Here is a 26612-nt window from a genome sequence, read left to right as displayed (position 1 = left end):
GATGCATGTTGTTCGAAGAGAGCCCGGCACCCGCCGGGCTCTGTTGCTTGCGTCCGCGCGAGCGACGCGAACAACGCCAGGCGCAGCTCAGCGCGCTTGCCTCTTTTCAAGCAGATCGGCCAGCACATCGGCGATATCGTGCTGACGAAACGGCTTGGACAGGCGCGGCAGGTCGGCGACGGTGTCGTCGTTGAGCGACGCGAAGCCGGTGATCATCAACACCGGCAATGCCGGCCGCAGTTGCACGGCTTCGCTCGCCAGCTGCGTGCCGGACATGCCGGGCATCGCGTAGTCGGTCACCAGGACGGCCACATCCAGGCCTGCGCGCAACAATGCCAGCGCTTCGTGCCCTGACGACGCCTGGCGCACGACGTAGCCCGCATCGATCAGCATGTCGGCCGTGCCGGAACGCACCAGTTCCTCGTCATCGACGAGCAGCACGCGCGCCCCCTCTCCTCGGCGCAGCAATGAGGCCACCGCGGGTGGCGACGCCTGCTCATCCACGCTCTGAGTGGACGCGGGCAGCCACAACGTGGCCGTGGTTCCGCGCCCTGGCGAGCTGGCGAGCGCGAAATCGCCGCCCGATTGAGCAGCCAGTCCATGCACCATCGACAAACCCAGGCCCGTGCCCTGCCCCTTCGCCTTGGTGGTGAAGAACGGCTCGACGGCGCGCTTGAGGGTGTCCTCTTCCATGCCTGCGCCCGTATCGGATACCGACACGCGGATATAGCGGCCCTCGGCGAGTTTCGCGTGTTGCGCGACGTGATCCAGATCGACGCTTACCGTGAGCGCGCCACCATCGGCCATGGCGTCGCGTGCATTCACGGCGAGATTCAACAGCGCCAGCTCGAACTGATTCGGATCCATGATGGCCAACGGCAGCCCGGCCACGCATTCGATCTTCAACTGCACCTGCGGCCCCAGCGAACGGATGAGCAGATCCTCCATGCCGTTCACCAGCTGGCGCACATTGACCGGACGCGCCTGCAGATGCTGGCGACGCGCAAAGGCCAGCAGGCGCTGTACCAGGGTGCGCGCCCGCTCGGCGGCCTGCAGGCCCGCACCGGTCAGGCGGCGGGTTCGCTCGTCGTTCTCGTGAATGTGCGCCACCATGTCCAACGCACCCACGATAGGCGTGAGCAGATTGTTGAAATCATGCGCCACGCCGCCGGTGAGCTGGCCGATGGTTTCCAGCTTCTGCATCTCATGCACGTGCGCCAGCGCCGCTTCGCGCTGGGCCACGGCCTGCGCGACGCGTTCGGCAAGTTCGCGGTTGAGCAGATGCAGTTCGTCTTCGGCACGTTTGCGTGCGCTGACGTCCTTGAACAGCACGGCGACTTGCCGACGCTCAGGCGGCTCGATGCGGAACGCGGCGAGTTCGAGATAGCGGCCGGTCGCCTCCAGCTCGCGCTCAAAGCGCACAGCCTCGCCGGTGAGCAGCACACGGCGATAGATCTTCACCCAGGCACCGGCTTCATCGGGCAGGATGTCGCGCACCTTCTTGCCGACGATGCTGGGAATGCCGGTATTTGCGCTGTAAGCGGGGTTGGCCTCGATGTGCACGTAATCGCTCAGCGGTCCCTCTGGACCATCCAAGAGCTCGATGACGCAGAAGCCCTCGTCGATCTCATTGAACAGCGTCTGGTACTTCGCCTCGCTCAGCGCGAGTTTCTGTTCCGCATGGCGGCGCTCTTCCAAGTCGATGAGGATGCCGGGAAACGAAGCGGGTTTGCCGTCGCCGCCCTGGTCGACGCGACCGTTCGCTTCGACCCAGTAGTAGTTGCCGTCTGCCCGGCGCACGCGGTATTGGTGCGCATACGGACCACCGTGCTCGATCGCCTCTGCAATCGCCCGTTCCAGGCGCGGCCGGTCGTCGGGGTGGACGGTGGCAAGCACTTGCGCGAGGTTCAGCCCGACGCGTCCCAGCGTGGGATCAAGTCCAAAACTGACCGCGAACTTTTCGTCGACCGTGAGGCGATCCTGCGGCAGATCCCACATCCAGGTGCCAATGATCGCGCCCGCCGACAAGGCCAACTGCACGCGGTCGGCATCCTGGCGTTGGCGCGCCTCGGAGTCGCGCAGTAGCGCTTCAGCGCGCGCGCGCTCGGAGGCCGACCACGTACGCTCCGCCACCGAACGCGCAAACTGCGCGTCGTCGTCGGTCCAGCGATGCGACGCCGGGTAGGTCACGTCGAAGGCGCCGACCACAAGGTTGTTGCGCGATACGGGAACAACGAGCCGGCGCGGATCGGGAGCCAGGATCTCGCTGCCGGCGTCCGCGTAGCGAACGGATTCCACGGCCAGTTCGCGTTGCAGGAGTTCCACCGCCGCGCTCTTCGCGGCATTCGCATCGCCAATATTGCGCAGCGAGTCTTCCAATTGGAGCAGGGATGCCTGCCGCCGCGCGCTCACCACGCGGCGGGTGGTTTCCGAGACGATGCACAGCACGCCGCCAACCGAACCATCCGACTCGGGCACCGCCGAATAGGACACGTCGAAGTACACCGTTTCGCCATAGCCATGACGCTCGATATAGAACGGCCGATCATTCGCCGTAAAGGTACGGCCGGTCGTGCGCACGCCCGTCAGCAGAGGCTCGAGATCGTCCCACAGCTCCGCCCAATTCTCCGCACCAGGGCGGCCCAGTGCACGTGGGTGCTTGTCGCCGATGGTGGGCGCATACGCATCGTTGTAGAGCGCGACGAACTGTGGCCCCCAGAACAGCACGATCTGCGCCTGCGCTGCCAGCAGCATGCCCACCGTGGTGCGAAGACTGGGAGACCAGGTATTGGACAAACCCAGCGGCGATTGCGACCAGTCAAGATCCCGCATGGCAGCCCCCAAGCTTCCGGGACCTGAGGGCGCAAATTCCATCTGCGTGCTGCCGACGACGGGTTCGGGCATAGGACACTTCACTCGGGCCTGTGGAGGAAAAGCTGCCGTACCGCGGCGGGCTTAGAACTTAGTGAAGCCCCATGGCCGCCACCGAGCTCAGGGTTTGCCCAATCTCATATCGCGCGGAGCGTGTAGGCGCTGACAAAAAAGCCCGTCGTTCCACGCAACACCTGCCGCTCACGGCAGGGTGATGATGGCCTTAAGGCCACCGCCTTCCCGATTGCACAACCGCAGCTGACCGCCGATCGAAGCGATCAGCTGCGCAGCGATCGCCAGCCCCAGCCCTGCGCCGCCGGTGTCACGATTGCGTGACGATTCCAGGCGATAAAACGGCTGCAGCACCTGCTCCAGTTCGTGCTCGGGAATGCCGGGGCCATGATCGGAGACGGTGACGCTGAAGCCACCCGATGCTTCGCCCTGCACCGCGACTTCCGCTGCACTGCCGTACTTGATCGCGTTATCGATCAGGTTGGCCAGCACGCGACGCAGCGCCTGCGGGCGCACCGTGGTGGTGGCGGCAACCTGCCCGGTCATCGATACCGGCCGCCCGACATCCTGATAATCGAACACCAGGCTCTCCACGAACGCGCCCAGGTCCAGCCGCACCGGCGTTTCCGAGCCGCCGTGCGCACTGCGCGCGTAGGCCACGCCTTCGCGCACCAGGTGTTCGAGTTCCTTCAGGTCGTCGACGATGCGTTGCTGTTCCGCTGACTCGTCCAGCGCTTCCACACGCAGGCGCATGCGAGTGATCGGCGTCTGCAGATCATGCGAGATGGCAGCGAGGATATGCAGGCGTTCCTGCAGATGGCGCGCGATGCGGTCCTGCATGGTGTTGAATGCCTTGGCCGCACGCGCCACTTCGATCGGCCCTTGCTGCGACATGCGGGGGCCGTCGGCGGTCGGCGTCATCGCATCCGCCGCCGCGGCAAGCGTGCTGAGCGGGCGCGTGGCAAACCGTACCGCCAGCCAGGTGCAGATCAGCAGCAGGACCACCTGCAGGATGAAGACGACCGGCAGCCAGCTGGCGACAGGCTTCATGTACGGCGTGACCTGCAGTGTCAGTGGTGAGCCGTCATGCAAGGTGAAGTGGACCTGGTACCGCTCCGGCACCTTCGAAATCGTATTGCCGTAAACGTGGAAGTCGGGCCCGACCTCCTTGGCGATCAGGTCCGTCACGTAGGCGGAGCGCTGCGTGGCGAGCTGCTTGCCTGGCTCGCCCGGACCTAGGATGTAGAAGTAGTTGTCGCGCTCCAGCCGACTAAGCCAGCGCGAACGCTCCGATGCCGGCAGACGATCAATCACCGCCACCGACGTACCAACATCGTGTTCCAGTGTATTGAACATCACCGCCGTCGCGCTCTGCATGCGCTCCATGTAGAGCAGCGCAAACGACAAGCCCTGCGCCAGCATCAGGCCGGCGAAGATGATCAGGTACAGCCGCGACGCCATGCTGCGCGGCAGCCAGCGACGCGGCTCGACCACCGGCTCGGCGCTCATGGTTCTTGGCCGTTGAGGATCACCGGCATCGAGAACACATAGCCCTCGCTGCGCACGGTCTTGATATAGGTCTGGTCGCGGGCGCCGTCCTGCAGGCGCTGGCGCAGGCGGCTCACCAGCAGATCGATCGAACGATCGAACAGCTCCGCATCCCTGCCCTGGGTGAGGTTGAGCAACTGGTCGCGCGAAAGGACCCGCTGCGGATGATCGAGAAACACGCGCAGCAGGCGGAATTCCGCACCGCTCAGCGACACCACCGTGCCGTTTTCGTCGAGCAGATGGCGCGCCGTGGTGTCCAGGCGCCAACGCCCGAACGCAATGCTGTCGCTGCTCTCGGTCACGCGCAGATTGGGCGGCAGCATGCGCGTGCGGCGGATCACCGCCTTGATGCGCGCCAGCAGTTCGCGCGGCGAGAACGGCTTGGTGACGTAATCGTCCGCGCCCATCTCCAGACCGATGATGCGATCGGTTTCATCGTCGCGCGCGGTCAGCAGCACGACCGGCACATGCTTGTGCTTGCCGCCGCGCAGCGTGCGGCACAGCACCAGGCCATCGTCGCCGGGCATCATGATGTCGAGCACGACCAGGTCGAACGCCGAGGTGTCCAGCTGCGCGAACATCTCGCGGCCATCGGCGGCACCCGTCGCGCGCAGGCCGTTCTTGCGCAGGTAGTCCACGATGCCGGTGCGGATGCCGTGATCGTCATCGACGACCAGGACCTGGTCGATGTGTTCCATGCTGTCTCCCATGATCTGACGACGTATCGCCTGCGTTACGCCTTGCCGAGCAGCTGGCGGATACGTTCCTCGGTGCGATCGTAGTCGCCTTCGCCCACGTGGCGATAGACCACGTGGCCGTCGCGGTCGATCAGGTAGATCGCCGGCCAGTAGCGATTGCCCCAGGCGTTCCAGATCCGGTAGTCGTTATCCATCGCCACGGGATATTTGATGTCGAGCGCGCCGATGGCGTCCTTCAAGGCGTGCGCGTCGCGCTCCTCGTCGTACTCCGGAGTATGCACGCCCACCACCACCAGACCGTCGGCTGCGTAGCGATCGTAGAGCGCCTTGGTATGCGGCAGCACGTGCACGCAGTTGATGCATTCGCGCGTCCAGAACTCCACCAGCACCACCTTGCCGCGCAGTGACTGCATGGTCAGCGGGGCCGAATTGAACCATTGGTTGGCACCGGCGAAATCGGGCGCCACCGTTTGGGTGGACGGTGTCTGTGCATTGGCGATGCTCGACGCACCAGGCCAGGCGGCGACCAGGGCTGCGCCGAAGGCCGCGGCAGCAAGGGCATAGCGCAGAAGTTTCATGGATGAGGTTCTCCAAAGGACATCAGGGACGGCGCACGCGCCAGGTTGATGTGTATGAGAACAGGCCGCTTTGTATCAGAGATGTCGCCGGCACCGGCTTTTTGTATCGCTTTGTATCTGGCCCGCCAGCCCGCACGGGGCCTGGCCCGACCCGGTTTGTATCCGAATGTATCGGGCGGGCGCCCTTACACATTTCGATGCTGTTCGACGGGGAGTGCGACACATCGGGGATACGCGGCGACGGTCTCATGGCCACACCGGCTGATCGACAGCCAACGCCAACCACACCCAGGAGATCCTCCCATGTCAGACCGCACCGTTCTCTACACCGGCAAGACCACCACCACCGGCGGCCGCGATGGCCAGTCGCGCAGCAGCGACGGCCAGCTCGACATCAAGCTGTCGCCCCCGGGTTCCGGCAAGGCCGGCACCAACCCGGAGCAGCTGTTCGGCGCGGGCTGGTCAGCCTGCTTCATCGGCGCGATGGGTCTGGCCGCGCGTGCCAACAAGATTGTCCTGCCGGCCGACACCAGCGTTTCCACTGAAGTGGATCTCGTGCAAGGCGGCGACGGCTATGCGCTGCAGGCGCGTCTCAACGTGTCCCTGCCCGGCCTCGACCGCGACGCCGCTGAACAGCTGATCGACGCCGCCCACCAGACCTGTCCGTACTCCAAGGCGACGCGCGGAAATATCGACGTCGTGATTGCGCTCGTCTGAGCCCTCCCATCCATCGAACTTGAGGAGATCCTCCGATGAATCGCACACGCGCCACCCTCGCCGCCACGTTCGCCCTCAGCCTCGCCGCGTTTGCGGTGAGCGGGCACGCCGAAGACGCCAAGAAGCCCATGGAAAAGTGCTACGGCGTCGCACTCGCCGGCAAGAACGATTGCGCAGCCGGTCCCGGCACCAGCTGCGCCGGCACCTCCAAGGCCGACTATCAGGGCAACGCCTGGGTGCTGGTCGACAAAGGCACCTGCATCACCATCAAGACACCCAAAGGGCATGGCACCCTCGAGGCCAAGTCGTGATCAGCACGCAGATCGTCGCGCAGTCGCCGGGGACCCTGGCTGCAGCGCGACCCACGCGCCTCCTCCCCGACGCACTGCTGTTGCTGGTGGCGCGTCTGGGCATCGCGGCGGTGTTCTTCCAGTCGGGGCGAACGAAGGTCGAGGGTTTCCTCTCGATCAAGCCCTCGACGTACGACTTGTTCGCCTCGGAATACCGCCTGCCGCTGATTCCCTCCGACTGGGCCGCTCGCCTGGCGACGGGTGCGGAGCATCTGTTCCCGCTGCTGCTGGTGCTGGGCTTGTCCACGCGGATTTCCGCACTGGCGCTGCTGGGCATGACCACCGTGATCGAGCTCTTCGTTTACCCCGACGCATGGCCGACGCATCTGAGCTGGGCAGCGCTGCTGCTGCCGCTGGCGGTGCGCGGTGGTGGCAAGTGGTCGCTCGACCAGCTCTTGCGCCAGCGACGCACGCCGCACTGATCACCACCACCCCTACCTCTCTTCCTCATCCCTGATTAGCGAAAGGACACACCCATGCGCACCCTGCTGAGCCTCACCATTGCCTTGATGGCATCGATGGGCCCCGCCCTCGCCGACGAGACGCCCAAAGCCGCAACGACGCCGACTTCCGTTCCCGCTGGCGTCAAGAACATCGTGATCGTGCCCGGTGCCTTCGTCGACGGTTCTGGCTGGCGCGTCGTGCACGACATCCTGATCCACAAGGGCTACCACGTCACCGTCGAACAGCCCCGCATCGAGACGCTGGCCGACGATATCGACCTGACCCGCGAGTTGATCCGCCAACAGGATGGTCCCGTGGTGCTGGTCGGTCACAGCTATGGCGGCGCCGTGATCACCGTGGCGGGCAATCGCGACAAAGTGAAAGCCCTGGTCTATGTGGCCGGCGTGCAACCGAGCGAAGGCGAGAGCCTGAGCCAGCTGGTCGGTTCGATGCCGTCGCCGAGCAACGACATCGTGGCAACGCGAGACGGCCACCTCTATGTGGAGCCGTCGAAGTTCGCCGCCGATTTCGCCGCCGACCTCACCCCGAATCGCACCAACTTCTTCGCGATATCGCAGGCACAGGCCACTTCCGCCGCGTTCAACGCCACGGTGTCGTCGGCCGCATGGCACGGCAAGCCGAGCTGGGCCGTGGTCAGCACCGAAGACCATGCGCTCAGCCCCGACCTGCAGCGCTGGATGTACCAGCGTGCCGGCTCCAAGGTCACCGAGATCAAAGCCAGCCACCTCGTCTACATCTCGCAGCCCGAAGCGGTGGCGAAGGTGATCGAGGAAGCCGCCACCAGCGTGCATTGAGCACATCCCCGCCCCGTCCCACCGAACTTCATCTTTCAAGGAATCCGAGCATGACTACCGTCTCCATCAAGCGCACCAGCTTCGCTTCCGCCGCCGCACTCGTCGCCCTCGCCGTCGCCTCGATCGCCTCGCCCGTGCGTGCCGCCGATCAGGCCGGCGCGAAGGAAGAACCCGTGCGTTGCTACGGCGTCAACACCTGCAAGGGCACCAGCCTGTGCGCCACCGCCAAAAACGATTGCAAAGGCCTCAACAGCTGCAAGGGCCAAGGCGTCGTCGTGAAGACCAAGAGCGCCTGCGTCGCCGAAGGCGGCACGCTCACCGAACCGAAGTAAATCGCCTGCGGGGCCTCGCTTGGCGCAGGCCCCGCACTTTCTCCGCTTCCAAGGACCACGCCATGTTCACGCCACCTCCGGCATTTGCGGGTTTCGGCCTCGGCCTGCGCAAGGAGCACTACCGCGACTTTCTCCAGTCCGATGTGCCGGTCGATTTCGTCGAGGTGATCTCCGAGAACTTCATGGTGGATGGCGGCCAGCCGCGCCACATCCTGCGCCAGGTGCGCGAGCGTCATCCGGTGGCGTTGCATGGCGTGTCGATGTCGATCGGTTCGGTCGACGGGCTCGATCATGATTATCTGGGCCGACTGCGCGCACTCGTCGACGAGATCCAGCCGCTGTTCGTGTCCGATCATCTGAGCTGGTCGCGGGTGGCCGGCTTCAACTCGCACGACCTGCTTCCGCTGCCGTATACCAACGAAGCGCTGGACCTGGTCTGCCGCCATATCGACATGGCGCAGGAGGCGCTGGGCCGCTCGATGCTGTTCGAAAACCCGTCCAGTTATGTGGCCTTTGCCGAGAGCGACATGGCCGAGTGGGAGTTCCTCGCGGCGATGTCGCGTCGCACCGGCTGCGGCTTGCTGCTGGACGTGAACAATGTCTATGTGAGTTCGCGCAACCATGGCCTGGATGCGCACGCCTTCCTGCGCGGCCTGCCTGCAGATCGCATACGTCAGATCCACCTCGCCGGCCACACCGAGGTCACCGACCTGCTGATCGACACGCACGACCAGCCCGTGTGCGATGACGTCTGGTCGCTTTACGCCGAGGCCATGTCGCTGCTTGGTCCGGTGGCCAGCATGATCGAGCGCGACGATGCGATGCCACCGCTGGCCGAACTGCTAACCGAACTGGCCATTGCTCGCGGCATTGGCGAGCGTGCGCGCCACCTGCGGGAGGCCGCATGACGCTCGCCGAATTGCAGCGCGACTTTCGCGACTGGCTGACCCTGGCCTCGCCCGAGGCAGCACGGCGCCTCGATCCCGGCGTGGGCATGGGCATGACGGTCTACCAGAACAACTATCGCGCCCAGCTGGTGGGCGTGCTGGAAGCGAGCTATCCGCAGCTGCACGCGTGGCTGGGTTCGACGCTTTTTCTCGAAGCGGCCATCCGCCACATCGACAGCCGACCGCCGCATAGCTGGACGCTCGATGCGTATGGCGCGGATTTCGGGATCACGCTGATCAGTATGCTGCCGGACAACCCCGACGTTCACGAGCTGGCGTGGATCGAATGGTCGCTGTCCGAATCCTTCGTGGCGCCGGATGCGATGCCGCTGTCCAGCGATCAACTGGCCGACATCGACTGGGATACCGCACGCCTCCAGCTCGCACCAAGCCTGCGGCAGCGATCGGTGACGACCAATGCGCCGGACCTTTGGTCCGCGTTGCAACAGGGCACCGGCGCACCGGAGAGCGAAATGCTGGCCACGCCCGGCGGTGTCGTGACCTGGCGGCAGGGCTACACCTGCCAGTTGAAGCAGGTCGATACGGTCGAACACGACGCGCTGCTCCTGCTGCGCGACGACCCACGTTTCAGCGCACTCTGCGATGCACTCGTGGCACGCCTCGGCGAAGCGGCCGGCATTGCCCGTGCCGGCGAGCTGCTGGCCAGCTGGATCTCGGCGGGCATGGTCACCGGCGTCATCTAGCTGCGCGAGCAACGCAAGCCTCGGTGGCGCGCCACAGTCGGTTTCTGGCATATCTTAGGACGCGCGCCATCGCCGGCGCGGATAAGCTGGTCGTGGATCTTCCCTTCGAGGAGCTGCCCGATGCCCGCCGTATTCCGTCACTTCGCGATCAACGCCGACGATGTGGGACGCGCCAGGGGTTTCTACGAGCGCGTGTTTGGCTGGTCGTTCACGCCGTGGGGACCGCCTGGTTTCTACCAGATAAAGAACGCCGGACAAGGACTGCTCGGCGCCCTGCAGGAACGTCGCGACATTGTCCCCGGCGTGCGCATGGCCGGCTACGAAGCGAGTTTCGGCGTGACGGACCTCAAGGCCACCATCGCCGCCATCGAAGCCAGTGGCGGCAAGATCCTGATGCAGCCCTACCGCATCGATGGCGTCGGCGAGCTGATCTATTTCGAAGACACCGAAGGCAACTTCGTCGGCGCGATGCAATACGAGCCGGGCGTGTTCGATTGACAGACGACAACGAGAACCAGGACGTCCGCACGCTCGCCTTGAGCTTTCACGCGGGCACACTGCTGGCCGAGCACCAGCACCGCTGGGGCCAACTGGTATTCGCGGCCTCTGGCGTGATGCAGGTGATCACCGAAGCTGCGGCGTGGTTTATTCCAAGCACGCGGGCGATCTGGCTGCCGGCAGGCATCAGGCACAGCATCAGGATGCAGGGTGAAGTCACCCTGCGAACGCTCTACCTCAACGCATCGCGCGCGGCGCCCTTGCCGGGCGAGCCTGCGGTGCTTGAAGTCGTGCCGCTGCTTCGCGAGCTGATCCTGCATGTGGTCGGCATCGGCATGCTCACGCCGCAGCTACCGCAACACGATCGGCTGGCCGGCCTGCTGGTCGACCTGCTATGCCAGGCGCGCAGCGAAGACTTGGTGCTGCCTCTGCCGCAAAGCCGACGCGCGGCGAAGCTGGCGGAGCTACTTCTTCATGCACCCGGCGCCGAGCGCGATCTGCCGATGTTGGCCAACGATGCAGGCGCGAGCTTGCGCACGCTGCAGCGCCTGTTTCCGCAGGAGACCGGACTGACCATCGAAGCGTGGCGACAAAAGGCCCGCATGATCCACGCCGTCGCGATGCTCTCCACTGGCGCCAGTGTGTCGCAGACTGCGCTCGACTGCGGCTATCTCAGCCTCGCTGCGTTCAGCAGTGCATTCCGCAAGCAGTTTGGCGCATCACCCGGACATTACCGATTGCGGCAACGTGGGTGATGCGCCATCTGCGCGACTGACGATGGATCGACTAGTGGCTCATCAAGATGTCGGCGATAACGCCGGAAGTGACTGCAACCAACAGGAATTCGCCATTGTCGCTGCGAACCCAGTGGTAGCCGCGTGGCGGCTCGCGCAGGTGTTCCGATCGCCAGTCCGTCACGACATAGCGGTCATCGCGATACTCACGCGGTACGGCGCCGCCCTTCTTGTACCAACCCTCTTTCGCACCGCGGTCGTGCATCACCGCATTTTCTTGATGGTGCTCGTCGCCGGGGGGATGTTCGTGTTCCTGCGCCATCACTGCGTTGGAGAGGAGAAGCGCGGCGGCCATCGCTGCGGCCAGTGTCGTTTTCATAAGCTGCGTCCTTAGTCAAAGTCACGTTTTCTTGCGAATCGAAGTGTCTTGCGCCCAACGGCAGAGTCGCCGCGCAACACACTTACTTTCATCAAGTCACGAACGTGTGACATTGGTGTAGCGCCTACCGCTGCCATTCATCGGCAGGGCCGGCCTGAAGCATCCTGCAGCTCGAATGCCCGCGAGCCGGCAAACGCGACAGACAGACGACCACGCGGGCAGAAGGACTGCTGCATCGCGAACATGAGAGCGCCGTCGGATGCCGAGATCCCAACGCTCCATCCCCTCCTCAAGCATGAAGTGACCAGTCCACGCGCGACGACATCACGTCGATGACGACGCTCCATCGACGACGTGCGGAAGCGGCGCCAGGAAATCCGCCACTGGTTCGAGCACGAGTTCCGGCAGGCTTTCGGCAATGCAATCACGCATGCGCTGCCACGCCTCGGGATCGACCGACGCGCGCGCCAACCCTTCTGCCTTGGCCTCCACCGATGGCCATTGGGTGTAGCTGTACCAAAACTGGTCCGGTCCCCGGTGCAGGCGCGAGCCCAGCGAGCCTCGCTCGCTGCGCAGCAGCTGGGTGATCCTCGACCACGCTTCGACAAAGGTCGCTTCGGAACCGGGGTGCAGCCGCCAGCGGTAGATGGCGCAAAACGGGGGTGAAGCGCTGCTCATGGCGTTCCTTTCGGGCAACCGGGATTGGGGTGGTCAACGAGCGGTGGCACACGTTCCGATGGAGCGGGTCAGGCCTCCGCGGCTGACGTTACCGCGCACATTGCCGCGCTGACAAACCCCGAACCCAGCGACAAGGGCCGAGCCTCGCCTCTGTTTCGCTTTGTGTCATGATTTCCCGGGGGCTGGAGTAACGTGACTGCAGGACGCAACGGGCGTTCCAATCGTCATGAACTCCGTCGGCGCCGGATCGGGGGATCTGCGTGCCGACAAGGGGGACCGAGCGTGCTGCTACGGATCAACCTGATACTGCTCGCGGCCTTCGCGCTCGGCATGATCGCGATCTCCCTGGTGGTGACTTCCACCTTGCAGCAAAACGCGACGCGCGAAGTGCTGGCACAGGCCGGCCTGATGATGGACAGCGCGGCGGCAATCCGCTCCTACACCGATACCGAGATCGTGCCGTTGCTGGACGACAAGATGGTCAGCGCGTTCCGCCCGCAGAGCGTGCCGTTCTATGCCGCCACGCAGAACTTCCTCACCCTGCACAAGACGCACCCCGACTACGCCTATAAGGAAGCCACGCTCAACCCGACCAATCCGCGTGACCGCGCGACGGACTGGGAGGCCGACATCGTGCAGCGCTTCCGCAACGACAGCAGCGCCAAGGAAATGAGCGGGACACGCGATACCCCGATGGGACGAACGCTTTACCTGGCACGCCCTATCCGCGTCGATGCCGGCTGCCTGGGTTGCCACAGCCTTCCCTCGGCGGCGCCCGCCACGATGATCGCACGCTATGGCAGCGACAACGGCTTTGGCTGGCAGCCGAACGAAGTGGTCGGCGCGCAAATCGTCTCGGTCCCGTTCGCCAGCGCCGAAGCTAGCGCCGAACGCGTTCGTCGCGACGTGCTGATTGCGATCGCGGCGATGCTGGTTGCCGTGCTGCTGGTGGTCAACGTGTCGCTCTATCTGCTGGTGATCCGCCCGGTGCGGCGCATTGCGCACATCGCCGACCAAGTAAGCCTGGGCGATAGCTCCGCCGCCGATTTCCCGAGCGGGGGTGGCGCGGAAGTGGCCGCCTTGTCGGCTGCCTTCAACCGCATGCGCAAGAGCCTGGACAAGGCGATGAAGTTGCTGGGCAGCTGACCATGGCGCACGACGTGTTCGTCAGCTATTCGCAGCCGGATCGGCAAGTGGCGTTCGCGCTGGTGCAGCGCCTGGAGGCACGCGGCATCCGCGTATGGATCGCGCCGCGCGACATCTCCCCAGCAGCCGACTGGGCCGCCGACATCATTGATGCCATCACCAGCGCGCGGCTGATGTTGCTGGTCTTCTCCGCCAGCAGCAACGATTCGGGCCAGGTGCGGCGCGAGGTCGAGCGGGCGGTGCACAAGCAGTTGCCGATCCTGCCGTTTCGACTCGAGAACGTGCCGCCCTCCAAGAGCCTGGAGTATTTTCTAAGCACCCAGCATTGGATGGATGCCTTCCCGCCACCGCTCGAACCGCATATCGATCGCCTGTGCGATTACCTCGACAGCACGCTTGGCAGAGCCGCCCTCCACGACCGGCTCCATGCGCATCCGGCAGGTCGGGCTGGCGGGCCAACGGATGCCTCGCATCAGACCGTCAGCGTCGACGCAGCACACTTGCGCCTGCTCGAAGTGGAGCTCGCCAAACGCATCGGACCGGTGGCCGGTCATCTGGTACGTCGTGCCACGCAGGCTGGCGGCGATCTGGAAGCGCTTGCGCAGCGTCTCGCGCCGGAGATCGATGGCGAAGTGGAACGCCGTCGCTTTCTCGAAGCGTGCTGGCGGATTGGCAAGGACAAATAGTGGGCAGATCGACAGTCATGCCGCGCCCTGTGTCGATGCGCAGATCAATCCATGGCAAGCGTCTTGATCACGCATCGACACTATCGCCCTGGCAACGCCGCAGAGGCACTGCACGTCGTCCATGAGCAGTGCAGCTCTCTGGATTCGCTGCTATCAGAACGTGTATTCCTTGCGAGCTATCCGTTTCGGTGCTTCGCGATTGTCGTTGGCCGCCTGGCTTCGGACTTCAGGTTTTACGCAGACATGGTCGCGGGGATTCGCCTCTCGCCATACATAGCCCGGACTGCAGGTATCTGGCCCGTAGGCGCCCCCGGGTTGCCTGCGGGAAGGCCCATCTCGATTATCCGTGACCGCCTGATCGCGCACGCCAGGCTTTACGCAGACGTGGTCGCCATGAAATGCCTCGCGCCACACATAGCCCGTCTTGCACACGTCCGTTCCCTGCGCGGCGTGAACTCGGCTTGAAACCACGAACAAGCCGCAAGCCGATACTGTCACTGCCAACAACCACTTGATCGGGTTCATTAGCGCCTCCCGTCCGATAGGGTGGGCCATGACGTTACGCTGAGCGCCGAGCTCGACAACTGACCGAAAGTCTTACGTATTCCGGACGGGACGCAGTCAGGACTCCGATGCCTTGTCTTTCGCTGGAGCGGACAGGTAGAGGGCGGTGACGGCCGCTATGCCGAAGGCGACCGCGAGTATCACCTTGGGCCAACTCGTGGACTCGTCGGTGGCACTGACGGTCAGCTCGTGGAAGTCCGTGGCTGTGAGGCCGCAGTACAGACACGCACCGGTGAACGTCAGGGCGAGCGCTTTCAGGAGCAAATGCCTGGTCATGCCAAACTCCTTCGTGTGCGTGCGATGGTGGCTTCAGCAGGAACGGAGCAATCGGTGACTCTTGGACTGGACGGCAGTCTACTTCAGCCCTGGCGCAGATCCAGCGGCCCTTTGGCGATATTCGTCGGCCGAGACCCGCCACGGCTGCCGTACGCCATACATAAGCGTTCGCCACAGCCACTCCATCGGACCAAAACGATATCGCTTGAGCCACCACCGGCTGGCGATGATCTGGAAACCATAGACGGCCACGCCGAGCCCCATGGCGTGTGATGGACTCATCTGGCCGAAGCGACCCAGGCCATAGCCGAAGAAGATCCAGCCGAAGATCAGCGACTGGGCCAGGTAGTTGCTGAATGCCATGCGGCCGAGTGGACCCAGCACGCCAAGCACACGACCGGCCCTGGTAAACATGTAAAGCACCGTGATCGCAGCCCCAAAGCCGATCGCCAGTACCGCCGGCCCCAGCGTCGCCAGCACCGAGATCACCGGCGCCCAGCTGCGCCAGGCGGAGGAAGCATCGGGTGGATCCAACAAGCTCATACCCAATCCCAAAACAACACCCACCACCGCCATGCCGACAAGCAGGCGACGGTAATGCTCGGGATGCCGCAGCAGACCGGTTCGCCAAGCCATCACACCTAGCAGGAACAAGGCGAACGTGCGCGGTGCGACGAACAGATGCAGAGGGATCAAATGCGGTATTTCAGCGAGGTTGAATCGGATGACCTGCGCCCATGTGCCGCCTGCATACACTGCCGTAGCGGTTTGGACATACTGTTGAAGCGAGACGCTGCTTGGCCAGAAGAATGTATCCGGAAGCCAGAACGGCAATGCCGCATAGATCGCGAGCGACACCGCGGCAGCCAGGGCAAGACCGCGGTTTGACGCATAGAGGAAGGGCAAGGCCAGCAAGCCCACCAGCGCGTACTCGGTGAGAATGTCGCCGTTCCAGATAAAGCACAGATGGATAAGGCCAAACCCAAGCAGCACCAGCAGTCGCCTGGTCAGCAGCGGGAGACCCCGCGACGTCGCGGCCAGTCGTTCGAATTGAATGGCCAGGCCCACGCCGAACAGCAGAGAGAACAGCGCGAATGCCTTCAACTCCATGGCGATGCTCACCATCGCCTGTACGGCATGATCCAACCAGGAGCCGTCACTGGATGCGGGAAGAAACTGCTGGAAAATGGATACCCGAAACTCGTTGATGAGATTGACGCAGAGCACGCCGAACAGCGCCGCGCCCCGCAATACATCGATGGCGACGATGCGTCGCTCGGGACGAACGGGCCGCGCCTCCTTGATAGACTCACAATCGGACATGGCTTGCCCCCTGCTCTGATCGTCCCTAAAGACAAGACGCCACCACGAGGCGACGCCCCTGCCGGCTGCGAAGGCACGCTCCGGCCAGCACCGCAGCGCCTATAATGACGCACATCACTCCCTGGCAACGCTGATGACCGAACCCGTACGCCTCGCCAAACGTGTCGCCGCCCTGACCCAGTGCTCGCGACGCGAGGCGGAAATGTATATCGAAGGCGGCTGGGTGCGCGTGGATGGCGTGACCGTCGAGGAGCCGCAGTTCAAGGTGCTGGAACAGCGCATCGACATCGATCCGCACGCCAAGCTCGAGCCCGCCGAACCAGCCACGCTGGTGTTGCACAAACCCGCCGGCGTTTCAGTCGATGAAGCCCGTGCGCTAGTCCGCGTGGAAAGCCACGCCGACGACGATGCCTCGGGCGTGCGCCTGCTGAAGCGGCACTTCGCCCGACTGGAATCGCCGCTGGCCTTGCCGGATTCAGCCAGCGGCCTGCTGGTGTTCACCCAGGACTGGCGGGTCAAGCGTCGCCTGGAAGAAGATTTCGACCGCATCGAGCAGGAGCTCGTGGTGGAAGTGGCGGGCAAGCTGGCGCCTAACGGCCTCGCCTTGCTCAACCACGGGCTCAGCTTCGACAACTACGCGCTGCCGCCGATCAAGGTGAGCTGGCAGAACGAAACCCACCTGCGCTTCGCCCTGAAGCGGATTGCGATCGAGAAGGTCGAGCGCATGTGCAATGCCGTCGGCCTCAAGGTGTTGGCGATCAAGCGCCTGCGCATCGGGCGCGTTCCGATGTCCCGCCTGCAGCCGGGTCAATGGCGGTATCTGGCCAGCACGGATCGCTTTTGATGGCCCGATGGCGGGCGGGCTTCGAGGGAGCAACAAACGAGTCCGCGATTTTGACGCGTTCTACACGTTTCCTCGACAAACAATGACCACCCAGTCCTGAGCGGTACCAAGAGGGGCGCTTGAACACCACGGGGCAAAACAAATATGAGCTGCTGGTCGACTCCGTCGTCGACTACGCCATCTGTTTGATCAATCTGGACGGCACGATCGCCAGTTGGAACATCGGCTCGGAGCGCAGCGCCGGCTACTCGGCGCCCGAGGTGCTCGGCCAGCATCTAAGAATGTTCTATACCGAGGAAGCGCGCGCCGCCCGCGAACCGGAGCTGGCGCTGGTAACCGCTTACGAAGAAGGTCGAGTGGAAGCGGAAGGCTGGCGCTGCCGCAAGGATGGCACCCAGTACTGGGCGAATATGGTGCTCGACCTGGTGAAGACCGCTGACGGCACCCCGATCGGCTATGCCTCGATCACCCGCGACCTTACCGAACGCAAGCAGGCGGAAGACCGCTTGCGCCACAGCGAAGAGCAATTCCGCCTGCTGCTGCAAGGTGTCGGCGACTGCGCCATCTACATGCTCAACCAGGACGGCTTCATCACCAGCTGGAACACCGGCGCGCAACGCATCAAAGGCTATACGCGCGAAGAGATCCTCGGCAAGCATCTGGCCACGTTTTACACCCTGGAGGATCGCGCCGCGGGCGAACCCCAGCGAGCGCTCGGTATTGCCGCGAGCGTAGGTCGATTCGAGGCCGAAGGTTGGCGCGTACGCAAGGACGGCACCTCCTTCTGGGCGCACGTGATCATCGACCGCATCACCGACGACAACGGCCGTCACGTGGGCTTTGCCAAGGTCACGCGCGACATCACCGCGCGCCGCGACGCCGATGCAGCGCTGGCCGACGCGCGCGAAGCGCTGTTCCAGTCGCAAAAGCTGGAGGCGGTCGGCCAGCTCACCGGTGGCGTGGCACACGATTTCAACAATTTGTTGATGGCGGTGATCGGCAGCCTCGAGTTGCTTGAGCCGCGGCTTACCCACGATGCGCAGGCGCTCAATCTGCTGGGCAATGCCCTGGCAGGCGCGCGGCGCGGTGCGGCCCTGACCAAGCGCATGCTGGCGTTTGCGCGCAAGCAGGAACTCAAGCCCACGGCGATCGACGTGCGCGCGCTGGTGCAAGAGATCAGCAGTCTGCTGCAGCGCTCGGCCGGTCCCACCATCATCATCGATACGGTCTTTCCGCTCACGCTGCATCAAACCCTGGTGGATGGCAACCAGCTCGAATTGGCCTTGCTCAACCTGGTCATGAACGCGCGCGATGCGATGCCCGATGGTGGGCACATCATGATTACCTCGAAGAACGAGACGATCGAGCAGAGCGGCCATCGCACGGCCTTGCCGCCGGGCAGCTATGTGAGTCTCTCCGTGACCGACGATGGTCACGGCATGGACGCCGCCACGCTGGAGCGTGCGGCCGAACCATTCTTCACCACCAAGGGCATCGGCAAGGGTACGGGCCTGGGCCTGTCCATGGTGCATGGCTTGGCCGAACAATCCGGCGGACGCCTGCTGCTGCGCAGCCAAGAGGGTCACGGCACTACCGCCGAGCTGTGGCTCCCCATGGCCGGTGCCACCTCGGCGGCACCGGCACGCGCGCCCGAACCTGATGCGCAGGCCAATACCAGCGCGCAAAGCATCCTGGTCGTGGACGATGATCCATTGATCGCGATGACCATCACGGCGGTATTGAACGACCTTGGCCACGTCACCGTCGAAGCCCACTCCGCGCGCGAGGCGCTGGAGCAGTTGTCGCAGAAAACCTTTTTCGATGTGATGATCACCGACTACGCGATGCCCGTCATGAACGGCCTGCAGCTGATCGAAGAAGTGCAATCGCGCTGGCCCAGCTTGCCCATCATTCTGGCCTCCGGCTATGCGGAACTGCCCGAGGGCTCGGCCCGCGGCGTGCTGCGCCTGCCCAAGCCGTTCGGCCGCGCCGACCTGGTACGTGTGGTCGAGGCCGCCGTGGCGCGGCCCGCCGCCAAGAACGCGCACGTCTAGCGCGCGCGGCCGGAGTGAGCCTGTTCATACGCTACGACGGCGCCGGAAGGCGCCGTCGTTGTCTGGCCTTGACTACACCGATGGCTGATCAGATGCGTCCCATCAATAACAGGATCAGCAAGATCAGCAGGATCAGGCCCAGGCCGCCGCTGGGGTAGTAGCCCCATCCGCGGCTATAGGGCCATGATGGCAAGGCGCCGATCACAAGGATGAGGATGATGATCAGGAGGATGAGAGACATGGCGTTTCCCCTCGTGGCACCGCGGCGCCAGCAATGATGAGATGTCCCAGAGCAGCAAACGCCCCGAGTAGATACTGCGTCACGAAGCCTGGGCGCGGGCAGATAACGGGCGTGTCAACTTTTTACACGCAGAATGTGTAGAAGCGCGCGGCGTTTGGTTGCCGCTTAGGCGCCGCTCGCTAGTCGATCTCCACCGCGTGGGCACTGGGTCGGATCGGCTTGCCGAAGGCATCTGCCAGGGCGCGCGTCAACGAAGCACCGGTCAGGACCACCACGGCGCAGTAGTACGTCCAGGTGAGCAGCACCACCAGACCAGCCGCGGAACCGTACGCACTGCCGACATTCGCGCGCTGCAAGTAGAAACCGATGACGTATTTGCCGATCTGCAACAGCGCGCCGGTGATGAAGGCACCCAGCGTCACGTCAGACCAATCAACCAAGGCATCGGGCAGCACCTTGTACATGGCGCAGAACGCGATAAAGAGCACGGCGAAGCCGCTGATCGAACCCACGACGTTCCACACGGCGCCTTCCTCGGGAATGGCGTGGCGTATCAGCGTTCCGAGGATGAAAAAGATCACCAACAAAAAACCGATGCCCACCAGCAACGCCACCGCTCGCGCACGCGCGCGCAACCAGGCGCCAATGGCAGCGCCCGGTTCTGGCTTCACACGCCAGACGCGATTGAGCGTGCCCTGCAACTGGGCGAATACCGCCGTCGCACTGAACAACGTGATGGCGACGCTCACCATGCCGGCGACGCTGCCGGTCATGGGGCGATTGCGCACGGCACCAAGCACCTCGTTGATCGCCACCGCCGCCCGTTCGCCCGCAATAGTGGAGATCATCTGGGTCACGCCGTCGGCCCAGTCCGGCCTGGCAATCGACACGCTCCACATCAACAACAGCAGCAACGGTGCCAGCGACAGCGCGGCATAGAACGATAGCGCCGCCGCCCGCGTCAGCAACTCGTCGTCGCTGAAGGCATCGACCGTCGATTTCACCACCACGAAAAGCTTGTTCTTCATCTCGATGGCTCGAATGGCGCGATTTCAGGATCTGGCCCCTCATCCTGTGTTGAACAAACAAACGGCAGCGCCTGCCCAGACGCTGCCGTTGCGCTTGCCCTCTCGCGCCATTAGCCGCGGAAGGGACGACCCTCATAGCGACGCAGGTGGTAGATGCGATGGATATGGCGCGAGCCAACCCAGCCGCCCAAGGCAGCCGCGATCAGGCCAGCCAGTCCACTCAACAGCAAGGTCAGCATGCCGACGGCCGCATAGTGCTTCAGGCGATCGGCATCGCTCTTTAGCTGATCGCGCGTCGCGTTGGCGACGGGCAGCCAAGTATTCACGCGCATGGTCGCCTGGTCCGTGGGCATCTCGGTCTGCGCAATCAGGATGGCGCGGGCGGTATCCGTGTGGCCCGCCACGAGTGCCGCGATCAGCACCTTCTCCGTCTGGCGGTCGGAACGGTTTTCGCGTTGCGACGTCAGCGTGCGATGGACATCGGTGCGCAGTACTGCCATGGGTTCGTTGCTGACCGTTGCCATGGTGTCCATCGAGTCGCCATGGGATGACTTGTGCTCATGGCTCAACTGGCCGAGCGTCAGTGCAAGCCACAGGGTGCTGGCGGTCATCGCCACGCCCCACACCGTGATGCCATGCAGACTGCCCATGGTGTCGTCGGCGCGACCGTCAAACCAGCTGGCGAACAGACCACCGACAAACAGCGAGGCAGCCCAGGTCAGGATCATCCAGATGATGGTGCCGATGCCCAATCCCTTGGCCGCGGCTTCCGCGTTGTGCGGATTGAATGCGGTGAAGCCCAACGCGATGCCCGCGCCGTAGAGCAGTATCGCGATACCGGTCGCCACAAACCACCCCGCGAAGACCGCACTCCAGCGCATCTGTGCAAGAGGATCGAGGGCAATGGCGCTGCTATAGGTCGTAGCCATGGAGATTCTCCTAGAGGTCAGGCGCAACCGCGAACCAGCGCAATAAGGATCAGCACGGGCAGCGGGACACCCAGAATCCACAGCAGGACATAGCCAATGCCGCCACGCTGCTTTTGGGCGGGTTCCGCAGACTCGTTGGCCTGGCTTTCGATGAGGTCGCTCATGGATACGCTCCAGCTGGACAACGGCGGGCATGCCGCGTGTGGCTGGACAGTGCGACCGGTTCCGTAGACAACGTGTGAGAAACGCGAGAGATCGATGTGGGTGGCAACAGGCCGGTTAACTGGCTTTCCCTATCGGTGTGCGACCTTCAACGCCGCTTGAGGTAATGGCGCAAAGGCCGCCACATCCGTGGGCGGCCTTGGGCGTCATGCATCGGCCGCCATGCGGCCGTGCGCCGTCATCGGCCGGCAGCGTCAATTGTTCTTGATCGACGGATGAGGGCTGTTGGACTCACCGCACACAAACGTCAGCGGCACGCCGTATACCTTGTCGCCAAAGCGCGCGAACAGCTGGTAATGCCACACGCCTTCGCTGTTCTTGTCGCAATGATAGTTGTCGATGCTGATCTTCTTCTTGCCTTCGTAGCGCAGATTGCGAAACACCTTGTCGCTCGGCCTGCGCACCAGCCAGGAGAATCCGGGACTATGCGGATCGTCGGCCGCGCAGAACTCACCATCGCTTGCATTGCCCGACAATGTCCAAGTGATCGTGTGTGGCTGGTCGTCGCTGGCGACCTTCTCGAAGGCATGGTGGTGCTTACCCTGATTGACCACCAACAAGTTCTCCTCCCGTCCCGGCTTGGGGTTCCGATAAAGCTCCACGTCGATATCGATCTTGCTGGGGTTGCTGGTTTTCATGATGAACTCCCGTCGTTGAGTGGTTGCGGTTCCCTAACTGATGGTGCTCCCGTACTCTCGACTGCCCCGGTCAGCCTGATCAGTGATCGCTGCTGTTCTGTGCCACCAACTTTTTCTGGAAGACGGTGTTGATCGGATAAGCCACGTGCGCGCGCCGCAGCACGGTCAGCCATTCCGCATCGCGATAGCCGCTGCTCCATAGTTGCCGCACCAAGGGATCGGCCTTGGTGGTGTCGCCCAGCGCGAGCAGCGCGCGGGCTTGCATGGATAGCAGGCGAGGGTCGCCCTGACCGCTGGGCTGCCCTTGCGCCATCGTCACGACGTCGCGGCGCAGCTGCGCGGCCGCAGCCGGATCAGTCGTGGCCGCCGCCAGCAGCAGTTGCGCCGCGCCGTTGGCCAACACCATGGAACGGTCATACGGCTGCTTGGCCAGCATCGGACGGAGCGCGTCCAGCGCCACCAGCAACTGCGCGTGCGCCGCGTCGCCTTGCCCCGCGGCGAGCAGCTGTGCCGCATGCTCGGTCTGCGCTTCGGCTTGCAGCCGCGCAAAGCCGGCGTCGGTGGGAGTCTGCTTGACCAGCGCGGCCACCATCGCCAGCGAGCGCGCGATGAGCGCACTGGCGGCAGGCAGATCGCCATTGATGCGCTTGAGGCGCGCCAGCTGCGCCGAATAGCGGGCCAGGTCTTCCTGGAATCCGGTGATTTTCGGGTTGCTCTTCACCAAGCCGTCGGCGATATCGACCGCCTGCTGCATGTGGCGCATGCCGGTATCGTCGTCGCCCACCAAGGCCAGCGTGCGACCGAGGATGGCGCGCACCGTGAGCATCGAGTCGCGTTGGCTGAAGTCATCGGGATGCTGTGCGGACAACGCCGTTTCGATCGCATCGTCCGAGCCGTACTCGGCGATGGCGGCGGCCAGGTCGCCGTGCATCAAGGCCAGTTTCCCGATGTTGTTGTGCGCGCCGCCGAGTTCGGTGGCCCAGTCGGCGCGATCGGGTTTGGCGGCAACCAGCTTGCCCGCCAGTTCCAACGCGCTGCGGTAGCTGACCAGTGCCTCGTCGAGGCGGCCGCGCGCCTCGAGTACGTGACCCATATTGTTGTCCACGATCTCAAGCTCCAGTTGCAGCTCGAGATCGCCCTTGGCATACGGCTCGGCGCGCAGCAGCACGCGCTGCGCTTCTTCAAAGCTGGTCTGGGCGGCGTCGAGTTCTCCTTCAAACCAGTGCGCCCGGCCGATAAACGCCAGGATGCGCGCATATTGCAGCTGCTTCGCTGCATCGGTGGGGGCCTTTTGGGCAAGCGATGAAGCGAGCATGGCAGCCGCCCGATACGACGCAATCGCATCGGCCAGATGTCCTTGCTCTTCGCGTACTGAGCCGATGCGTTCCAGTGCCTTGGCGCGCTGTGCCAGCGCCTGCTCAGTGACATCGGTGGTGGGCATGGCGGCGAAGTACTTCATCGCCTTGTTGTCGACATCTTCCATGATGTCCAGACGCTCGATGCGGTGCAGCTTGTCGTTGAGGTCGCCCAGCATGAAGTCGATCAGGTCTTCCGCCTGGCGCTGGCGACGCTCGGCATCCACGCGCGCCACTTCGGCGGCATGGCGAGCTCTCATGGCAACGATCGACAGTGATGCCGTCACTGCAGCCACTACCAGCGCGGCGGCGGTGATCATGCTCAAGCGTCGATTGCGTCGTTGCAGTTCGCGCTGCTTGAGGCTGTCGAAACTGATCGCCAGCATGCCGGCGATCAGCTTCAGCTTGGCGTTGCGGCGCCCATCCTTCGAAGCGCGCGCATCCGCGGCGATGGGTTCGGACGTTTGGCTGCCAAGTTCACCGCTGGCATCGAGCTGAAAGCGGAGCGCCGGAACAAAGCATTCCTGCGCCTGGTCGCCACCCTGGCTTGCGTTCGGCTCGCCATCCACGATCAGGCAGAAAATGTTGGCGCTGCGCCCCAGCCGCTTGAAAGCCAGCACTTCCTGCTGCACCCAATGCGAGGTGGCCGAGTGCGGTGAACAGATGACGATGAGGTTGGCCGATTGCGCGAGCGCCTCGCGTACCTTGCTGCCCAGATCAGTCGCGCTGGCCAGTTCGTCGCGATCGCGGAAGATCGGTGCGAGTCGCCGCGGCGTCAGTCCGGCGGCCGTCTGTTTGCCCACCAGGCGCGACGGCACGCGATAGGTTTCCAGCGCCTTGTGCAGCCAGCTCGCCCAGGAGGCATCCCGGTGGCTGTAACTGATGAAGGCGCGATACCGGCATGCCGGGGCTGCCGCAGGCTGCTTCATGACGCCGTGCACTCCCGAGGAAGGCCATGGCCTTCCTGGCCGGGAACGTCCGCAACCGCTGGCCAGCCGGCGCGAAGCCTTGACTGGAACCGGTGGCGCTCGCCCCCTGCCGCCGCCCGGAATGATATCAAGAATGTGATGTACATCACATTTTTGATGGTAGGCTCCGTGTGGTTTCGCGGAGGGGATACACGAGCGGGCCTTCACGCGCCCTTCTCGTCGGGGCCAGCCCCGCCTTGCCCTGCAATGACGGACACACCACGCGTTCGCTGCTCCGGACCGTGGCTCGCGCGGAGGTTGCCATGACACCTTTGGTAGTCGGCGTCACCAGCCATCGCAACATCGCTGCGGCCGAGATCGAGCCGATCCGGCATCGACTGCAGGCCTTTTTCGCCTCGCTCAAACACCATTACCCGTCGCTGCCGCTGGTGGCGCTCTCCGCGCTGGCCGAAGGCGGCGATCAGCTGTTCGCGAGCGAGGCCTTGGCGGCGGGCGCGCGTCTGGTGGTTCCCCTGCCCTTGCCGCGCGAAATGTATGTCGAGGATTTCGCCGAGCCCTCGGTGCGCGAACGGTTCGAGGAGCTCTTTCAGCGCGCCGATGTCATCCGCCTCCCGCTATTGAAGAGCCAATCGCGCGAGGCACTCCAAGCGCACGGCGAGGCACGCAATCGACAATACGCGAAGGCGGGCGTGTTCATCGCCAGTCACGCGCATATCCTGGTCTCGATCTGGGACGGCAAGGATTCCGGGCGTCTTGGCGGCACGGCGCAGATCGTGAAGTACTACCTGCACGGGTCGCTGCCCGGCATCATCGAACACCCGCGGCAGGCGCGGCATATCCTCAGCGGCGGCGACGAGCACCTGCTCTATCACATCGTCTGTTCGCGCGAAGGTGCGCAGGGTTCGGTGGCCGAAGGCTTGACGGCGCTGGAGACGCTATGGCGAACCGGCGACCACGTGTCGCTGCAAACCGAGCCGCCGGAAGAATTCGACCTGATGATTCGTCACATGATCGAATTCAATGACGACTGCGAGACCTATGCGCCGCAGATCGATGCCGCGGCCAACGAGCATGGCGTATCAGCCAGCCCGAGCACGGAAACGGTCGACCGGCTTTTTCGATGCGCCGATTGGCTTGCCATGCATTTCCGCAAGCGCGTGCTGCTTGCGCTGCGCGTGACCTATACGCTGGCTGCGCTGATGGGTATCGCCTTCACCCTGTATGCCCACCTTACCCAGCAGAACAACATGATCTACTTCTTCCTGCTGCTGTTTGCGGCAGGCGGCATCGTCGCCGCACTCGCGCGTCGCCGCGAATGGCACCGCAAGTATCTTGACTACCGCGCACTCGCCGAAGGCCTGCGCATCCAGCTTTATTGGCGGCGCGCCGGCATCTCCAAAGACACCGACCACGAGTTTGCCCACGACAACTTCCTGCAGAAGCAGAACATCGAACTGGGCTGGATCCGCAACGTGATGCGCGCCGTGGGCCTGCAACCGCCGGCCAGGCCGGAGCCGGACGCGCTGGCCCAGGTCATCAACGAATGGGTGGGCGAGCCGGGCCGCTCGGGCCAGCTTCATTACTTCGAATGCAAGACGCTGGAGAGTGCGGGCCTGCACCATCTCACCGAGACGGTGGGCTCGATCAGTTTGTGGGCTGGCATCTCCATCAGCGTGTTTCTCGCGATATTTGCGCTCAAGCTGCCGGAAGACATCAAGAACACGCTGGTCGTGATCATGGCCGTGCTGTCCATCGTCGCCGCCGTGCGCGAGGCCTATGCGTACAGGAAGGCCGATAAGGAACTCATCCGGCAATACCGCTTCATGCAGCGCATTTTCAGCGGCGCCAGAGCGGCGCTCGACCGCACCGACGATCCCGCCGAGAAGCGCGGCATCCTGCGCTCACTGGGCGATGCCGCGCTGACCGAGCATGCGGAATGGACGCTGATGCGTCGTGAGCGGCAGGTGGAGCACAGCAAGTTCTAACTGGCTGTCGATACACGAAGGCGCGCCCCGCCACGCATCGCACGCTGCGCGCTGGGTCAAGCACAAGAACCGGATGGCCGCCTTCCG

Annotated in this window: 29 protein-coding genes; 14 read left to right on the top strand and 15 right to left on the bottom strand. The window is 64.1% G+C overall.

Annotation, left to right across the window (positions count from 1 at the left end; translation table 11 throughout):
- Positions 1–87: 87 nt before the first annotated feature.
- The 4 genes from AC1DMY_RS14630 to AC1DMY_RS14615 form a co-directional block, all read right to left on the bottom strand.
- Positions 88–2832, bottom strand: a complete 2745-nt coding sequence (locus tag AC1DMY_RS14630; RefSeq protein WP_477165665.1) for an ATP-binding protein — start codon at positions 2830–2832, stop codon at positions 88–90.
- Positions 2833–3072: 240 nt separating this feature from the next.
- On the bottom strand, positions 3073–4392 hold the full coding sequence (locus tag AC1DMY_RS14625; protein WP_477165664.1) for a sensor histidine kinase: 1320 nt from the start codon (positions 4390–4392) through the stop codon (positions 3073–3075).
- On the bottom strand, positions 4389–5129 hold the full coding sequence (locus tag AC1DMY_RS14620; protein WP_121882740.1) for a response regulator: 741 nt from the start codon (positions 5127–5129) through the stop codon (positions 4389–4391). The genes AC1DMY_RS14625 and AC1DMY_RS14620 overlap by 4 nt, the downstream gene beginning before the upstream one ends.
- A gap of 35 nt (positions 5130–5164) precedes the next feature.
- Positions 5165–5707, bottom strand: a complete 543-nt coding sequence (locus tag AC1DMY_RS14615; RefSeq protein ID WP_477165663.1) for a redoxin domain-containing protein — start codon at positions 5705–5707, stop codon at positions 5165–5167.
- 303 nt (positions 5708–6010) lie between these two features.
- On the opposite strand from AC1DMY_RS14615, the gene AC1DMY_RS14610 reads away from it, so the two are divergent.
- The 9 genes from AC1DMY_RS14610 (at position 6011) to AC1DMY_RS14570 (ending at position 11269) form a co-directional block, all read left to right on the top strand.
- Positions 6011–6424 (top strand): organic hydroperoxide resistance protein, encoded by a 414-nt coding sequence (locus tag AC1DMY_RS14610; protein WP_477165662.1) that lies wholly within the window; start codon positions 6011–6013, stop codon positions 6422–6424.
- Between the two features lie 35 nt (positions 6425–6459).
- The gene (locus tag AC1DMY_RS14605) at positions 6460–6735 is read left to right on the top strand and encodes a BufA1 family periplasmic bufferin-type metallophore (RefSeq protein WP_477165661.1); all 276 of its coding nucleotides are present in this window, start codon (positions 6460–6462) and stop codon (positions 6733–6735) included.
- Positions 6732–7196, top strand: a complete 465-nt coding sequence (locus AC1DMY_RS14600) for a DoxX family protein (RefSeq protein ID WP_477165660.1) — start codon at positions 6732–6734, stop codon at positions 7194–7196. The genes AC1DMY_RS14605 and AC1DMY_RS14600 overlap by 4 nt, the downstream gene beginning before the upstream one ends.
- Before the next feature lie 54 nt (positions 7197–7250).
- Positions 7251–8033, top strand: coding sequence for an alpha/beta fold hydrolase (locus AC1DMY_RS14595; RefSeq protein ID WP_477165659.1), 783 nt, complete (start codon positions 7251–7253; stop codon positions 8031–8033).
- A 50-nt stretch (positions 8034–8083) separates the two neighbouring features.
- Positions 8084–8365 carry a BufA2 family periplasmic bufferin-type metallophore gene (gene bufA2, locus AC1DMY_RS14590; protein WP_477165658.1) on the top strand — a complete coding sequence of 94 codons (282 nt, stop codon included), beginning with the start codon at positions 8084–8086 and terminating at the stop codon, positions 8363–8365.
- 62 nt (positions 8366–8427) lie between these two features.
- Positions 8428–9273 carry an MNIO family bufferin maturase gene (gene bufB, locus AC1DMY_RS14585; RefSeq protein ID WP_477165657.1) on the top strand — a complete coding sequence of 282 codons (846 nt, stop codon included), beginning with the start codon at positions 8428–8430 and terminating at the stop codon, positions 9271–9273.
- Positions 9270–10016 (top strand): HvfC/BufC family peptide modification chaperone, encoded by a 747-nt coding sequence (locus AC1DMY_RS14580; RefSeq protein ID WP_477165656.1) that lies wholly within the window; start codon positions 9270–9272, stop codon positions 10014–10016. The genes bufB and AC1DMY_RS14580 overlap by 4 nt, the downstream gene beginning before the upstream one ends.
- Before the next feature lie 120 nt (positions 10017–10136).
- Complete coding sequence (locus tag AC1DMY_RS14575; RefSeq protein WP_477165655.1) at positions 10137–10514, top strand: VOC family protein; 378 nt, start codon at positions 10137–10139, stop codon at positions 10512–10514.
- Entirely contained in the window at positions 10511–11269 is a 759-nt protein-coding gene (locus tag AC1DMY_RS14570) for an AraC family transcriptional regulator (RefSeq protein WP_477165654.1), read from the top strand. Before AC1DMY_RS14575 ends, AC1DMY_RS14570 begins: the two co-directional genes overlap by 4 nt.
- A 31-nt stretch (positions 11270–11300) precedes the next feature.
- Here AC1DMY_RS14570 and AC1DMY_RS14565 read toward each other — a convergent pair whose 3' ends face one another.
- On the bottom strand, positions 11301–11627 hold the full coding sequence (locus AC1DMY_RS14565) for an RcnB family protein (RefSeq protein ID WP_477165653.1): 327 nt from the start codon (positions 11625–11627) through the stop codon (positions 11301–11303).
- A gap of 324 nt (positions 11628–11951) precedes the next feature.
- Entirely contained in the window at positions 11952–12305 is a 354-nt protein-coding gene (locus AC1DMY_RS14560; protein ID WP_477165652.1) for an antibiotic biosynthesis monooxygenase family protein, read from the bottom strand.
- 282 nt (positions 12306–12587) lie between these two features.
- Here AC1DMY_RS14560 and AC1DMY_RS14555 point away from each other — a divergent pair, with 282 nt between their 5' ends.
- On the top strand, positions 12588–13451 hold the full coding sequence (locus AC1DMY_RS14555; RefSeq protein ID WP_477165651.1) for a c-type heme family protein: 864 nt from the start codon (positions 12588–12590) through the stop codon (positions 13449–13451).
- A 2-nt stretch (positions 13452–13453) separates the two neighbouring features.
- Positions 13454–14137, top strand: coding sequence for a toll/interleukin-1 receptor domain-containing protein (locus AC1DMY_RS14550; protein ID WP_477165650.1), 684 nt, complete (start codon positions 13454–13456; stop codon positions 14135–14137).
- Between the two features lie 153 nt (positions 14138–14290).
- Here the strand turns inward: AC1DMY_RS14550 and AC1DMY_RS14545 are convergent, their stop codons facing one another.
- From AC1DMY_RS14545 to AC1DMY_RS14535, 3 genes are all read right to left on the bottom strand, one after another.
- Positions 14291–14662 carry a hypothetical protein gene (locus AC1DMY_RS14545; protein WP_477165649.1) on the bottom strand — a complete coding sequence of 124 codons (372 nt, stop codon included), beginning with the start codon at positions 14660–14662 and terminating at the stop codon, positions 14291–14293.
- A 96-nt stretch (positions 14663–14758) separates the two neighbouring features.
- Positions 14759–14977, bottom strand: a complete 219-nt coding sequence (locus AC1DMY_RS14540) for a hypothetical protein (RefSeq protein WP_477165648.1) — start codon at positions 14975–14977, stop codon at positions 14759–14761.
- A gap of 78 nt (positions 14978–15055) precedes the next feature.
- Positions 15056–16300 (bottom strand): DUF418 domain-containing protein, encoded by a 1245-nt coding sequence (locus AC1DMY_RS14535; protein WP_477165647.1) that lies wholly within the window; start codon positions 16298–16300, stop codon positions 15056–15058.
- Positions 16301–16433: 133 nt separating this feature from the next.
- On the opposite strand from AC1DMY_RS14535, the gene AC1DMY_RS14530 reads away from it, so the two are divergent.
- Entirely contained in the window at positions 16434–17144 is a 711-nt protein-coding gene (locus AC1DMY_RS14530) for an rRNA pseudouridine synthase (protein ID WP_477165646.1), read from the top strand.
- Positions 17145–17263: 119 nt separating this feature from the next.
- The gene (locus AC1DMY_RS14525) at positions 17264–19198 is read left to right on the top strand and encodes a hybrid sensor histidine kinase/response regulator (protein WP_477165645.1); all 1935 of its coding nucleotides are present in this window, start codon (positions 17264–17266) and stop codon (positions 19196–19198) included.
- A gap of 88 nt (positions 19199–19286) precedes the next feature.
- Here AC1DMY_RS14525 and AC1DMY_RS14520 read toward each other — a convergent pair whose 3' ends face one another.
- From AC1DMY_RS14520 to AC1DMY_RS14495, 6 genes are all read right to left on the bottom strand, one after another.
- The gene (locus AC1DMY_RS14520) at positions 19287–19439 is read right to left on the bottom strand and encodes a DUF3309 family protein (protein WP_082121058.1); all 153 of its coding nucleotides are present in this window, start codon (positions 19437–19439) and stop codon (positions 19287–19289) included.
- A 179-nt stretch (positions 19440–19618) separates the two neighbouring features.
- Positions 19619–20467 (bottom strand): YihY/virulence factor BrkB family protein, encoded by an 849-nt coding sequence (locus AC1DMY_RS14515; protein ID WP_477165644.1) that lies wholly within the window; start codon positions 20465–20467, stop codon positions 19619–19621.
- Between the two features lie 110 nt (positions 20468–20577).
- Positions 20578–21396, bottom strand: coding sequence for a hypothetical protein (locus AC1DMY_RS14510; protein ID WP_477165643.1), 819 nt, complete (start codon positions 21394–21396; stop codon positions 20578–20580).
- A gap of 17 nt (positions 21397–21413) precedes the next feature.
- Positions 21414–21560 (bottom strand): hypothetical protein, encoded by a 147-nt coding sequence (locus AC1DMY_RS14505; RefSeq protein ID WP_199728104.1) that lies wholly within the window; start codon positions 21558–21560, stop codon positions 21414–21416.
- A 252-nt stretch (positions 21561–21812) separates the two neighbouring features.
- A complete protein-coding gene (locus tag AC1DMY_RS14500) occupies positions 21813–22256 on the bottom strand; it encodes a hypothetical protein (RefSeq protein WP_477165642.1) in 444 nt (147 codons plus the stop codon).
- A gap of 79 nt (positions 22257–22335) precedes the next feature.
- Entirely contained in the window at positions 22336–24540 is a 2205-nt protein-coding gene (locus AC1DMY_RS14495) for a toll/interleukin-1 receptor domain-containing protein (RefSeq protein WP_477165641.1), read from the bottom strand.
- A gap of 302 nt (positions 24541–24842) precedes the next feature.
- Between AC1DMY_RS14495 and AC1DMY_RS14490 the strand changes: the two genes are divergently transcribed.
- Positions 24843–26525, top strand: a complete 1683-nt coding sequence (locus AC1DMY_RS14490; protein WP_477165640.1) for a hypothetical protein — start codon at positions 24843–24845, stop codon at positions 26523–26525.
- Positions 26526–26612 lie beyond the last annotated feature (87 nt).

The sequence above is a fragment of the Dyella sp. 01L423 genome, from assembly GCF_056399945.1.
Note: the sequence above shows the minus strand (reverse complement) of the source record. Positions and strands in the feature narration are given on the sequence as shown.